Origin of the sequence: Pseudoalteromonas sp. PAR1, from assembly GCF_947311895.1 — a bacterium.
Classification (GTDB): domain Bacteria; phylum Pseudomonadota; class Gammaproteobacteria; order Enterobacterales; family Alteromonadaceae; genus Pseudoalteromonas; species Pseudoalteromonas lipolytica_C.
The window spans coordinates 37668-49632 of the sequence record NZ_CAMZMY010000003.1; the positions used below are offsets into that span (position 1 = coordinate 37668).

At 40.6% G+C, this 11965-nt stretch carries 15 protein-coding genes; 6 read left to right on the top strand and 9 right to left on the bottom strand.

The window, feature by feature from the left end; translation table 11 throughout:
• Positions 1–31: 31 nt before the first annotated feature.
• From QL229_RS02950 to QL229_RS02960, 3 genes are all read right to left on the bottom strand, one after another.
• Positions 32–1180 carry a hypothetical protein gene (locus QL229_RS02950; protein ID WP_138556621.1) on the bottom strand — a complete coding sequence of 383 codons (1149 nt, stop codon included), beginning with the start codon at positions 1178–1180 and terminating at the stop codon, positions 32–34.
• A 158-nt stretch (positions 1181–1338) separates the two neighbouring features.
• A complete protein-coding gene (locus QL229_RS02955; RefSeq protein WP_138556620.1) occupies positions 1339–2109 on the bottom strand; it encodes an AraC family transcriptional regulator in 771 nt (256 codons plus the stop codon).
• Entirely contained in the window at positions 2102–2548 is a 447-nt protein-coding gene (locus QL229_RS02960) for a carboxymuconolactone decarboxylase family protein (protein WP_281546464.1), read from the bottom strand. Before QL229_RS02960 ends, QL229_RS02955 begins: the two co-directional genes overlap by 8 nt.
• A 159-nt stretch (positions 2549–2707) precedes the next feature.
• Here QL229_RS02960 and QL229_RS02965 point away from each other — a divergent pair, with 159 nt between their 5' ends.
• A complete protein-coding gene (locus tag QL229_RS02965; protein ID WP_135925759.1) occupies positions 2708–2956 on the top strand; it encodes a hypothetical protein in 249 nt (82 codons plus the stop codon).
• A gap of 45 nt (positions 2957–3001) precedes the next feature.
• Here the strand turns inward: QL229_RS02965 and QL229_RS02970 are convergent, their stop codons facing one another.
• The gene (locus QL229_RS02970) at positions 3002–3652 is read right to left on the bottom strand and encodes a tellurite resistance TerB family protein (protein ID WP_138556618.1); all 651 of its coding nucleotides are present in this window, start codon (positions 3650–3652) and stop codon (positions 3002–3004) included.
• A 229-nt stretch (positions 3653–3881) separates the two neighbouring features.
• Between QL229_RS02970 and QL229_RS02975 the strand changes: the two genes are divergently transcribed.
• The 4 genes from QL229_RS02975 (at position 3882) to corA (ending at position 7074) form a co-directional block, all read left to right on the top strand.
• Positions 3882–4094, top strand: a complete 213-nt coding sequence (locus tag QL229_RS02975; RefSeq protein ID WP_130050899.1) for a helix-turn-helix transcriptional regulator — start codon at positions 3882–3884, stop codon at positions 4092–4094.
• Between the two features lie 31 nt (positions 4095–4125).
• A complete protein-coding gene (locus tag QL229_RS02980) occupies positions 4126–4740 on the top strand; it encodes a hypothetical protein (RefSeq protein WP_138556617.1) in 615 nt (204 codons plus the stop codon).
• Between the two features lie 28 nt (positions 4741–4768).
• The gene (locus tag QL229_RS02985) at positions 4769–6001 is read left to right on the top strand and encodes a serine hydrolase domain-containing protein (protein WP_281546465.1); all 1233 of its coding nucleotides are present in this window, start codon (positions 4769–4771) and stop codon (positions 5999–6001) included.
• A gap of 116 nt (positions 6002–6117) precedes the next feature.
• Entirely contained in the window at positions 6118–7074 is a 957-nt protein-coding gene (corA, locus tag QL229_RS02990; RefSeq protein ID WP_135925755.1) for a magnesium/cobalt transporter CorA, read from the top strand.
• A gap of 60 nt (positions 7075–7134) precedes the next feature.
• Here the strand turns inward: corA and dps are convergent, their stop codons facing one another.
• From dps to QL229_RS03015, 5 genes are all read right to left on the bottom strand, one after another.
• Complete coding sequence (gene dps, locus QL229_RS02995; RefSeq protein ID WP_135925754.1) at positions 7135–7653, bottom strand: DNA starvation/stationary phase protection protein Dps; 519 nt, start codon at positions 7651–7653, stop codon at positions 7135–7137.
• A gap of 224 nt (positions 7654–7877) precedes the next feature.
• Positions 7878–8297 (bottom strand): CBS domain-containing protein, encoded by a 420-nt coding sequence (locus QL229_RS03000; protein ID WP_054551886.1) that lies wholly within the window; start codon positions 8295–8297, stop codon positions 7878–7880.
• Positions 8298–8376: 79 nt separating this feature from the next.
• Complete coding sequence (locus QL229_RS03005) at positions 8377–9387, bottom strand: substrate-binding domain-containing protein (protein WP_138556615.1); 1011 nt, start codon at positions 9385–9387, stop codon at positions 8377–8379.
• Positions 9388–9506: 119 nt separating this feature from the next.
• Positions 9507–10643, bottom strand: a complete 1137-nt coding sequence (locus tag QL229_RS03010) for a GGDEF domain-containing protein (RefSeq protein WP_138556614.1) — start codon at positions 10641–10643, stop codon at positions 9507–9509.
• Between the two features lie 122 nt (positions 10644–10765).
• On the bottom strand, positions 10766–11356 hold the full coding sequence (locus QL229_RS03015) for a LysE family translocator (RefSeq protein WP_138556613.1): 591 nt from the start codon (positions 11354–11356) through the stop codon (positions 10766–10768).
• A gap of 98 nt (positions 11357–11454) precedes the next feature.
• On the opposite strand from QL229_RS03015, the gene QL229_RS03020 reads away from it, so the two are divergent.
• On the top strand, positions 11455–11904 hold the full coding sequence (locus tag QL229_RS03020) for an Lrp/AsnC family transcriptional regulator (protein ID WP_138556612.1): 450 nt from the start codon (positions 11455–11457) through the stop codon (positions 11902–11904).
• Positions 11905–11965: the final 61 nt, after the last annotated feature.

Consider the following 11965-nt stretch of genomic DNA (forward strand, 5'->3'; position numbering starts at 1 on the left):
CAGCTATTGCTTTATAGCTGAGCTTCACGCTTTAAATTGCAACTAAGCTGTGCTCTAGCATGGCTTTAATTTGCTTAACAATTTTAGCTTCTGTTTCTGGTTCAAATTGTTGAATACGTGGGGTGTGAATATGCCCCGTTGGAATGTCTGAATTAAGCTCATCACGAAGACGAATACTGCGGTACGAAATCTCATTAGATAAGTAGCCGCCACCGCCACCTTTAACCGCAATCGCACCTTCTAACTCTTTAAGTGATTTTGGCTCAAATGCTTTTTCTAGAGTCACAACTTTATGATTGTCGTTGATTGGGAATGGCCCTTTGGCTTGTTGCATTTGCTTAACTGGTAAGCTAAAAGTCACAAACTCATTGCCCGGAAGAGGGCGATCATTCAGGCTTGAAATTTTTGGTGCAGTCGCTGTACCGCCATAAACAATATTGGCGTTATCGGGTGCCGTTACACTGCGGCGTTTACCAGGAAAGCGTTCAAGATCAAAGTCTTTACCGCCCATACTGATAGTGGCAATCATATCAACATTATTAAGTGCGTAATACGGCGCAAGTAATGACTCGATGATACCTTGGTCAAAATCTTCGTAGCGTACTGGTACCATCACAGTATTGATCTCAGCGCTAATGCCATTGTAATTAATAACTTGGCCATCAAGTAATAATGCCGCAACACCTGACGGGTTACTTTGATTAATATTTCGATCAAGTAAGAATGGATCAAAACCGGTAATTAAAATGCGTTTGTCGGTTTTTTTACTGTAATCAAGGTCGGTGCGGCCACGGCTGCCATTTTCGAGCATTGTTAATAACGCGGTTTGTTCGCTGTCGGTCATTGCAAACTGGGGTTTGCTGGTACGAATAATCTTGCTTGAAAGTAAACGAGCCCAATACAGCTCTCGGTCGTCGAAGCTGTTGGTTTTAATTATACGTGCTTTGGCATCGCGCCATAATTGTTTAGCGTAATCATCAATAAGATCACTTGCTTGCTGATAACTGGCGGCAGCTTGCCACTGTTTTTCAAATTGATTCACTTCATCAGAAAAAGCACTCAACACCTTTGGCATTGCTTTGCTGGCTTTTTCAATACGCAGTTCTTCAACGGTTAAATTGGCTGCAAATGCAGTAAATGACGAGGCGATTAAGCCGGTGGCAAGTAAAACTTTTTTCATGATTATCCTATTTAGTTACAGCACGTTTAGTAGGCTTGCGTTAACTATCCTATGGATAAAAGCCGAGCGCAAATAAAATCGCTCAGTATCAAGTCTGTCCAGCACAGAAAATGAAATAGCTGAGCGGCACTTTTCTAGCTGTCTTCGTTATATAGGGATTAACGCAAAATGAGCTTTGTTTGTTTTGTTTGAGAGTCTTTTAATATCTTGCGGTATTTTGCCGGGGTAATGTGCATTATTGCTTTGAATTCTTTGATTAAATGAGGCTGATCGGCAAAGCCACATTCTAGTGCAATATCTGCAAAGCTCATTTCGGGGTTATCTTTAATCGCTTGTTTAGCAAGTTTTACCCGGTATATTCGCTCAAAATACTTAGGGGTGACACCGCATTGATCCTTTACTTGCCTTTCAAGCTGGCGTTGACTGAGAGGGGCAAGTTGATAAGCGGTTTCAAGTGGTGTTAACTCAATAAGGTTACGGATTAAGTGTTTTGAGTGTTTGTTACTTCGGTTAATGTTTTTATTATTAGTAAAGTGGCGACTAATAAGCGCAACAAACGCTGCTAAGCTGGCGTTATCTTGCAGGCCTTCAGCTATGGCGCACAGTGAAGGCGTAGCAATCAGCGGATGGTCGTTTCTTTTTAGCTCTGGCAATACGGTTGGATTAAAGCGAATACCACAAAATTGAGCACCTTTAGAAAAGCTGAGCTTAGAAGCATGAGTTGAGGTTTGTTGAAAAGCATAGGGATGCGCAAGAGATTCATCATCCAATAAAACTTCACCTGTAACGGGAAAAATAACCCCAGCTGCACCATCACAAGCCAGCCATTGTTCACCTGCTAAGTGCGCTTTGGCATACCATATAGCCTGTATACTCTCGCCAAGATTGCCCTCTGGGGTTTTTAGTTCTAGCGTTAAATGGTTATTCATTAAACTCCACAGTAGGCTTAAATATCTTCACAACACGATTCCAACTATTAATCGCGTTAATAGCAATGGTGAGTGCAACCAAGCCTGGCTCAGTAAATTGATTTTCTAGGGTCTGGTAGAAAGTATCATCAATGATGTGTGCTTGTGTCAATTTTTCACACAATTCTAAGGCTAGTCGCTCGTGCTGAGAGTAAATTGGCATGTCTTGCCAAGCACTTAAAGCAATAATACGGTTGTTAGTTACACCGTACTCTCTGGCTTGTTTGGTATGCATAGCAATGCAATACGCGCATTGATTTAGCTGCGATACTCTTAATTTCACTAGTTCCCAAGTCGTTAAGCCGAAAGTTGCCTCGGCTGCTTGTTTAATTAACTGTTCTTGATCAATTAGATGTTTTGTTAATTGAGGTTGTAAAGCAAAATAATTGGCTCGGTTCATGGTGGTTCCTAAGCTGTTTGAAGAGCAATAAGTGTAACGATGGCGATAGGCGAAATATTGCAAAAAATCGACATTTATGGTGGCAAATTTACGCACTGGTTCGCACCTTATTTTTAATCCTGCTATGCTACGCCCATTAGCAATCACTGAGTATTTGAGATGATTAACGATAACGATGTAATTGAAACATTAGACGAATTAGAAACGTTTTTACGCCTAGTTGAAAATGGCGGTTTAGGACTTGAGAATGTAACCGGTGTAGCCCTTGCAACCAACAATAGTGATGGCCGCCCATTTATCGCGGTACTTGATGATAAACATCAGCTTTTACTTGGCCGTTACGTAAGCAATGATGTGTATGAAAACGGTAAAGATATGGTGCGTTACGGCACTAAAAAACCGCACTAATTAGCAAAGGCTTAATACTAAAAACGGGGCTAGTAGGCCCCATTTTTATTGGTACTCGGCAAGTTCTCTATGAATGCTCATTACCAATTCTCTAGGAATACATAATTGATTAGCCAGCGTATCTAAGTAGTGTTTAGAGATTGCTTGGCTTAAATCAATTGCGCTGGCACTGGCTGCATAGACTTCAATACCCATTTGTGCGTTTGGCACAGCGGCAACTAATTCTGATAGTTGCATTGGTTTTCTTAGCTCATCGAACAGCATGGCCTTTTCTTGCACAGACAATTGCATTGTTTCTACTTGTGCGAAAATTTTTTGTCTTTCCGTTTCATCAATGTGGCCATCAGCATAGGCGGCAGCAATCATGGCACGCATGAGTAATAATTGCCCATCACTGTGATTATCGTCGATTGCATCAGTAAATGACTGCTCAGGCAGCGTAGCGGGGGTAAAATCAAAACCACGTGAACTCGTTTGCTGAACTGGAGCCGCTTTTTGTTCTGAGTATTGTTTATAGGCTTTCCAAGCAAGGCCACCAACAGCAGCAAGCGCACCATATTTTACAGCTTTTTTACTGCTCTTTTTACTTTTTCCGCCCATTAAGCTCGTTAGTCCGCCGCCAGCAACACCTCCTAAAAAACCACTCAGCGCACCTGATTTATTTAAATTACCCACTAATTTTTGTAAGTCTTTCATTGTTCTCTCCTTGCATGTGTTTTCTCAGGTTAGGTGATTCGCGCCGAAAAGAAAATGTGAGAAGTGTTACAAAAAACAACAATGAATGAACCTACTGCTGATTTAACTGGGTTTTTAGTCTTAAAACGGAGTTAAATAAAACGTGTTAATTATGTTTTTCATTCTTTATTTTATGATAATCGTAAAATAAAGTTTGACAATCATAAATCCATTGCGTACTTTTTAGGCTATGAAAATACGAATCAACCTAGATATAGAATTGGCAAAGAACAAAATGCAGCTGAAGGAGCTATCTCAGCGCATTGGTATTTCTATGACCAATTTATCATTACTAAAAAACGGAAAAGTGAAAGCGATCCGCTTTAGTACCCTTGAAGCTATTTGTGAAGAGCTTAATTGCCAACCCGGCGATATTTTGGTGTACGAACGCGATAGCGAATAACTTTACAACGCAACAGGATTTTGGAGGGCATATGCTCAACCGTGACTATTTACTACCCGGCATAGCAGCGGGGTTACTTGCCATAATTTTTCCTATGTACTGGATTTCAGTATTTGGCGAAACACTTGATGGCTTAGGCGAAGCGCTTAAGCTCGATTTGCAAAGCTTAAACTTTTCAGACCTTGTGTTTGTACTCATTGGTGCACTTGAAATCTATGTGTACCTGAGTTTACGCAAGGCACTAAAAGATATGTTTGATGTTGAAGGCGTTCGCATACTGCTATGTGTGCTTGCGGTGCTGGTATTGGCTTTTCATGCCACTGTGTTATGCGATGTTTATCTTGCCGTTGCTGGCGATAAAGCATCGAGCGATGCGGTTGAAAGTATTTCAATTATTGCCATGGTGGTCTCGGCTGGGAGTTTAGGCTTGTATGCGCTAGTGGGTTTGATCACCGCCGCGTTATTACTAACAAAACGCCATGGAATGTCGTCGTTGCTAACGGTGTTTTCTATTCTACTGTTACTGATGTGCATCTTACAGCTAACGGTTATTTTTGCTTATTTGAATGTGTTCTTATTCCCAGCAGCATTATTAATTTTAATGGTGTTCTTTATCAAAAAACCTGAACAAATCGAAGTAGTTTAAGGTCGCTTTGTAATACAAGGGATAGAGTATGAGCTGGTTTAAAACAATTTTGTTAACACTATTTTTGTCATCTGTTTGGGCTGCAACCTGTGTGTATGGTGGTGTTAGTGGTTGGTTTTTAAAACCCATCGCCGAAACGGGCAACACTGAGCAATTTATTGCCAACAGTCAGGCGCTGATTGCCAACAAACACGCAAACATCGCTTATGTTTTGATTGAAAATGGCCAAGTGGTTTTTCAAGATTACTCAAAAAGCAAAGATGAAATAACCGCAAATACTCTGTTCCCCGTAGCATCGCTCAGTAAATTTATTACTGCCTATGGCGTGATGAGTCTGGCAGAGCAACAGCAAATTCGTTTAGATCACGCGATTAATGAGCAACTGACGGGTTGGCAGTTACCTGAATCAGAGTTTGATAATCAAACAGTTAGCATTGCACATCTGTTATCGCATACTGCGGGGCTTGGTGATGGTTTAGGCTTTGCTGATATTGAGCTAAATGAAACCGTACCAAGCTTGCTTGAGTCGCTAAACAAGCCGCTATCATCAACAGGTGTGCGCGAAATTAAAGTCACCAAGCCTGTGGGCGATCTTCAGTATTCTGGGGGCGGCTATTTGATGCTAGAGCTGCTGGTAGAAGAGAAAACCAATCAACGCTTTGCAACTTGGATGGCTGATAACGTCTTTAAGCCAGTTAATATGACTGATGCCAGTTACAATGTACTAACTGAGTTGGACAACATCGCACCTGCATATGATAAAAGTGGGCAAGCTGCTGGGCATTTTCAATACGCATCGGCAGCGGCAACAGGTTTATTAGCAAGTAGCCATGATTTAATAGCCTTAGTTAACGCATTAACATCACCTCAAAAAGGACAGTTAAGCTCACAAATGATTAGCACTATGCGAGCGCCTTTGGCAATTAGCTTAGGCGCACCAATTTGGGGGCTTGGTACCATGCTTTATGCACCAACAGCATCGGGAGATTTTGTCTTTGGTCATGATGGCGCAAATGAGCCGGCAATAAATAGCACGCTTCGCATTAACCCCGATAACAATGATGCAATCATCGTACTTAGCAGCGGCGGTGAACATATTGCATCAAAACTCGGTTATGAATGGACGCTTTGGCAAACCGGATACCCTGACTTTTTAGCGTTTGATATTGCCCTGCAAAGCGCTTTTGTACCTTGCTTAATAGGCCTTGGCGTCATCTTCATAGGTATGATTATTGTGCGTTTCAAAAAACGAAATAAGTAAATGATGTAAGGTCTTAATTATTTTCTACTTTACCTTTTAATTCGTTGCATTGTCATTGTTCATTAACGTGAACAGCTATAGTATTTGTTTTAAATTGATTTATCAGGGTAGGGCAAATGTTACGATTTTTTTCTATAGACCAAGGTGTGATCACAGAAACTGAGCCAGCTGCAGATACGCCTCTTGTTACTTCTATTAAAAATGCCCACTGGATTGACACCATAAATCCGACTGAAGAAGAGCGACAAGCGCTGGCAAGCACCCTTAATATCACCTTACCCGGCGCTGATGATGTCGAAGAAATCGAGGCATCTTCCCGTTGTTTTATCGACCACGAAGGCCTACATGTGCATGCGCTTTTTATGTCACCAAATGAAGGACGCTTTAATACGGTGACCGTGGCTTGTTTGTTAAAAGACAACTGTTTGCTGACAATCCGCGATGATGAATTAGCCGATTTTCGTTTATTACGACTTCGCGCTCGTAAAGGGCAAGTGGCGTGTGATAATCCAAAGCAACTTTTAGTGACTCTGTTTGACCAAAAAGTCGAAAACCACGCTGATATGCTTGAAGATATGCATCACCAGTTAGAAAAACTCAGTGCCTATGTACTTGAAGAGGACGACTCAGATTTAGAAGAAGCCGTCAGCCGGATCTCGCGCCTTGAAGATAACAACGGTAAGGTGCGATTATGTTTGATGGATACGCGCCGAAATATTTCGTTTTTACTGCGTCATTTAGGTGCACCAACTGAAGACCGCGAGTCACTACGTGAAATTGTACTCGATATTGATACCCTTATGTCTCACTGTACATTTTTGTTTGATAAGGTGAATTTCTTAATGGACTCGACTCAGGGTTTTATTAATATCGAACAAAACCAAATTATTAAAACCTTCTCAATTGCCTCAGTGGTGTTTTTACCGCCGACCGTTGTCGCCAGTATCTATGGAATGAATTTTAACAGCATGCCTGAACTGCAATGGGCATGGGGTTACCCGTTTGCAATTGGCATCATGTTGCTGTCTGGCTTTGCACCTTATTTGTTCTTTAAACATAAAGGTTGGCTGTAGCAAAGCATAAAAAAGCCCAGCAAATGCTGGGCAAGGGGTCTTCGGATAGACTTTGCGGTTTTAGCCTTTCAATTCGCCAGTAGACGATTCGATATGCGCACGAACAAACCATTGGAATTGTTCTAGATCAGCCAGTTGGCCGGTGATCATATCTTCAGAAACTGGGTCTAACTCAGCAAGCTTTTCGATAGCTGCACGGTGATCTTTATTAACGCCGTTATACACTTTATCAAGCGCTGTTAGATGGTCAGTGACTAAGCCTTTGCCAATTGAGTAGTCTTGCCAAGTGCGACGATCAACAATTGATTGCGGTGTGCCAACAGGTACGCCGCCCATGGTTGCAATTCGCTCTGCAATCGTATCAGTCATCTCTTGCACTGCGCTTACTTGTGGGTCTAGCATTTCGTGTACACCAATGAAGTTAGGACCAACAACATTCCAGTGAATGTGTTTTAAAGTGAGGTGTAAATCGATTAAAGCGACCATACGCTGGTCTAAAATTGCAATCGTGTCAGCTGCAGCTTGGTCTTTAACACCGGGTGCTGTAAATTCTGCGATTTTTGATGATGAATTACTCATTACTCCTCCGAGATTATCTATAAATTTCCTTTCGCTTTTAGTTTAAAAGCGCGCTTGATTAGGTAGAAGCAAACGTTGTGCCTAAAATGGTATTTTAGTAACAAATTGAATTTAAAGGGTTAATTTTGTTTTATTTTAAGGTGGAGTGGTTGTGATGAGGTATGAGTATGAAAACTCTGCACACCTTCTGTAAAAAATTCAGTGTGCAGATACAAATTTACGACTTAAGAAAGTAATGCCGCCGCTAAACGAACAAAGTCAGATGAGGTTAGAATTCCCACTAAGTTGTTATCTTTATCAACCACAGGCATGCAGCCATGACGATTTTCAACAAAAAACTTAGCAACTTCGTGTAGCGGCTGCTCTGGCGAGATACTGGTAAAATCAGTGGCCATAATATCAACCACTTTAGTTTGCTTTTCTTTGCGTTCAAGGGCGCTGGCGCTGTAATTCGCCATGATATTCATTACCTGAGCAATCATGATTTTTTGCGTTAACATGCCAACTAAACCACCGTGCTCATTGATCACTGGAATATGGCGGACATTTTTCTCTTTCATTAGATTATGAGCATCATGCAGGGTATTTTGCGCGCTAATGGCGAATGGGTCTGGCGTCATTAAATCACTAACTAGGTGTGTCATGTCTAAATCCTTACAATTAATCAAGCTGTAGTAAGTCTAGCGCTTATCGAGTTAATTGCACTTTAGTGAGATCAAAGTTTTAGTGATTAACTGTGCATGTACCTGCATTACTTTGCTGACAATAATGAAAGTCTAGATAGTAGTGAGACTTGGCTGGTCGCTCACCTTTTGTTAGGTATTGATACATCAATTCGGCAGACAGGCGTCCCATTTCAAATGGATTTTGACCAATATTAGCCGATGATAATCCTTGTTTTAATACTTCTAATTGCATTTGTTCTGTATCGGCAGAAACAATGACCACCTCTTTACTGGCAATACGTTGTTTCTGTTTAGCAATCACTTTTGCGTAGTTAGGATTAAATTGGGCAAAACCTGCTACAGCTAAAAATAGTGGTGGGTTTTCAATATTAAGTAGTTTGTCGAGCTGACCCAGTGATACTTCACGTTTTCCTAAACTATATAAAGGGCAGCGGTCAAACTCGCTCCAGCCATTTTCACCAGTTAAGCGTTTATCTTTTTGCCCTGATAACGCATAACGAACACCTTCAATGCGTTTGTTTAAATTAGGTGTTGTGGAATGTCCGGATTGAATACAGACTTGGTTAATTTCTTTGTCAGTGAATTTTTTTAGTTCGTTCCCTAAAGCCACACCATAATCAAAATTATTAGTACCCACATAGGCTAAACGATACTGCTGATCATCTTCGAGCAAATCAGAGTCAAAGGTAATTACAGGAATATTATTGTCTTTAAGCTTTTTTAAAGCGCGTTCAACGAGGTAATTAGAGTCTGTAGTAGCGATTAATAAACCACTTATGTTGTTTCTGCGCACGAGGTCGGTGATCACTAATACTTGCGTGCGGATATCTTGAAAGTCTTTAGGGCCATCGTAAATACATTCAAAATCGAGATGCTGTTTTGCAAATTGCTCACACCCTTTAAAGGCTTGCTGATAGAAGCTATCGTTTTTGGTTTTACCCACAACAGCAACAACATATTTAGCCTGAATCGGCAGGGCAAAAAGCCATAAGCTGGCACAAATAAACAACCAGTTTAATTTAAAATTTAATAATAATTTTAAAGACATAGCACTACATATTGCAATTTAAGTATAAGCACGCACTAATTATAGTGGTAGAGTTTGAATTTACAAGATTAATACAAAAGCATTTGCCTATTTAGTATATTTGGTTCTTTATTCTGGTTTTAGGTGTTGATTTCGACTCGATTACGGCCATTATTTTTCGCTTTATAAACCGCTTTGTCTGCGCGGTTCACTAAGCTTTCAAAGCTGTCATTTACTTGCCAGTTAGTTAATCCAAAACTAGCGGTAACCGATATACGATGCTCTTGAAAAGCTATTTGACTGGCTTCAATGGTTTCACGAAGACTGTCTAAAAATTGTCTTGCTGAGCTGATGTCGGCTGCAAAGAATAGCAGTAAGAATTCTTCACCACCAAGGCGGCAACATAAGTCTTCTTTTTTTAAATGGTGTTTCATTAAATCAGAGAACACTTCGAGTACTAGATCACCGCCATCGTGACCGTATCTATCATTAATTTGCTTGAAGTAATCAATATCAACAACGCAGGCATAAAGGCTAGAAGTTTGGTTCGGGCTGAATAATTGCTGTTGTTCGATAATAAATTGCAGTCCGCGGCGGTTATAAAGTCCGGTAAGCGGATCCTTTAAAGACAGCTCCAAATAACGTTTCTTTTCGTCAACTAATAGTGTCGTGATGAGTCCAAGACCTGTCATAACAAATACGGTTGCATGGGCAATTACAGTAAGTGAATAAAGGGTTGCTAAGTTGTGCTCATGGGTAATGATACTCAGTTGTGAAATGGGCACTAACAGTAAGATACATTGCGCCATCGACAACACAGTATTGCCTATATTTTTCTCACATACAGCACGCTTTGTTGTGTAGTAAATCAGTGCAGGTAGCACGCTTAATGTATAACAAGCTTCGACTAAGGCCAGTTGGTTAATATTTTGAGTAAGGATGGCAAATACAGAAAAAATAGCCCCATGAGCAATAATTATCTTATTAAATCGACAAGGTTCGTCGTGGTTATAAATAGATAATTGCAGCAATGTCATGGAGATCATATAAATCACCACACCAGAGCGAAAGCTCGGCGCAAGGTTGAATAGATCTTGGATCCAAAGCCATGCAAAGCCAATTACACCGAGGTAAAAGAATAGATTAAATAGGTAAATTGAGCGGTTATTAAAACTACTGCGCATCAGGCGCGTAGCTATAATGGAGCAGGTTACTACCGTAATAAGTAAGAAGACGAAAAAGCCGTGGTAAAAGTAATTCTCTACGTTACTAGCCATGAATCGCACTGAAAAGATCTAGATAAATAAATCTTAGCACAGGGTAAATTTCTCATCTTAAAATCTTAAAATACGACTGCCAAAGGCTATGTACGTAATACTTCCTAGCAAATCTTGCTCATTTAAAACAAACTAAACATCACTGAAGCGATTAATAGTATTGCCATTAAGTAGTTAAATGCTTTTAAGCGCTTTGAGCTGGCAAGCCAGTGTTGAAGCTTTTCGCCAAGTAGAGTCCACGAGCTGACGCATGGCAGATTAATTAAACCAAATACGAGGCTTACTATTAACACAGAGGTGAGGTTTTTGTCTGGGGCATACAAGCTTACTGCGCTTAATGCCATTGCCCATGCTTTTGGGTTCACCCATTGAAAAAGTGCAGCCTGAATAAAGGTAAACGGCTTACTTTCACTATTGGCTTTTTGTTGAGCGCTACTTGTGGCAATTTTAAACGCCAGATAGAGTAAGTAAGCAATACAAAACACTTTTAATATCAAGTAGCTTGGTGGAAATAAATCAAATAGTTGCATGATGCCAAGGCCCACTAGAACCAGCATCAACATAAAGCCAAGCGTCACGCCAAGTAAGTGTGGTGTGGTTCTTTTAAAGCCAAAGTTGGCACCTGAGCTCATCAACATTAAGTTATTCGGTCCAGGAGTAATTGATGACACCAAGGCAAATAACGCCAGGGCTGTTAAAATTTCAAAACTCATTGCTATCTCTCCACTTTAATTTTATGCAATTATAAGTTGAATTAAGCGCAATTTTTGCGCTTAATGTTGTTATATGTATTCAAAGTTCACAACATAAAATGAAAAAAGATAAAATTAACGACAGAATATTGCATGAGCTTAAACGCAATGGTCGAATTGCCAATGCGGAGCTGGCAGATAAAGTGGGTTTATCGCCATCGGCATGTCTTCGTAGAGTGCAAGAATTAGAAAAACTTGGGGTTATTGCGGGGTATCGGGCGGTTATTAATAATCAGGCTGTGGGCCTAGGATTTATCGCTTATGTTGGGGTTGGCTTAAATGAGCACTCAACAGTATCTCAGCGAGCATTCGAGCAAGCCCTTGAGTTTATTGATGAAGTAAAAGAGTGCCACAATGTAACTGGCTCGTTTGAATATTTGCTGAGAGTCGAGACGGCAGATCTTAAGTCTTATAAAGCGTTTCATGCTGATGTGCTCGGCTCTATCCCACAAGTACGCACCATTACAACGCATGTAGTAATGGAATCACCTAAAGATGAACGTGCATAACGACAGAGTTTAAGCTTTTTAGTTGTTATTACTGATTTATAAAAACACATAGGCAGCAGTA

What these genes read in the sequence shown, in the direction of transcription:
- QL229_RS02950 (WP_138556621.1), bottom strand. Translation starts at nt 1,180, where the DNA reads ATGAAAAAAGTTTTACTTGCCACCGGCTTAATCGCCTCGTCATTTACT.
- QL229_RS02955 (WP_138556620.1), bottom strand. Translation starts at nt 2,109, where the DNA reads ATGAATAACCATTTAACGCTAGAACTAAAAACCCCAGAGGGCAATCTT.
- QL229_RS02960 (WP_281546464.1), bottom strand. Translation starts at nt 2,548, where the DNA reads ATGAACCGAGCCAATTATTTTGCTTTACAACCTCAATTAACAAAACAT.
- QL229_RS02965 (WP_135925759.1), top strand. Translation starts at nt 2,708, where the DNA reads ATGATTAACGATAACGATGTAATTGAAACATTAGACGAATTAGAAACG.
- QL229_RS02970 (WP_138556618.1), bottom strand. Translation starts at nt 3,652, where the DNA reads ATGAAAGACTTACAAAAATTAGTGGGTAATTTAAATAAATCAGGTGCG.
- QL229_RS02975 (WP_130050899.1), top strand. Translation starts at nt 3,882, where the DNA reads ATGAAAATACGAATCAACCTAGATATAGAATTGGCAAAGAACAAAATG.
- QL229_RS02980 (WP_138556617.1), top strand. Translation starts at nt 4,126, where the DNA reads ATGCTCAACCGTGACTATTTACTACCCGGCATAGCAGCGGGGTTACTT.
- QL229_RS02985 (WP_281546465.1), top strand. Translation starts at nt 4,769, where the DNA reads ATGAGCTGGTTTAAAACAATTTTGTTAACACTATTTTTGTCATCTGTT.
- corA (WP_135925755.1), top strand. Translation starts at nt 6,118, where the DNA reads ATGTTACGATTTTTTTCTATAGACCAAGGTGTGATCACAGAAACTGAG.
- dps (WP_135925754.1), bottom strand. Translation starts at nt 7,653, where the DNA reads ATGAGTAATTCATCATCAAAAATCGCAGAATTTACAGCACCCGGTGTT.
- QL229_RS03000 (WP_054551886.1), bottom strand. Translation starts at nt 8,297, where the DNA reads ATGACACACCTAGTTAGTGATTTAATGACGCCAGACCCATTCGCCATT.
- QL229_RS03005 (WP_138556615.1), bottom strand. Translation starts at nt 9,387, where the DNA reads ATGTCTTTAAAATTATTATTAAATTTTAAATTAAACTGGTTGTTTATT.
- QL229_RS03010 (WP_138556614.1), bottom strand. Translation starts at nt 10,643, where the DNA reads ATGGCTAGTAACGTAGAGAATTACTTTTACCACGGCTTTTTCGTCTTC.
- QL229_RS03015 (WP_138556613.1), bottom strand. Translation starts at nt 11,356, where the DNA reads ATGAGTTTTGAAATTTTAACAGCCCTGGCGTTATTTGCCTTGGTGTCA.
- QL229_RS03020 (WP_138556612.1), top strand. Translation starts at nt 11,455, where the DNA reads ATGAAAAAAGATAAAATTAACGACAGAATATTGCATGAGCTTAAACGC.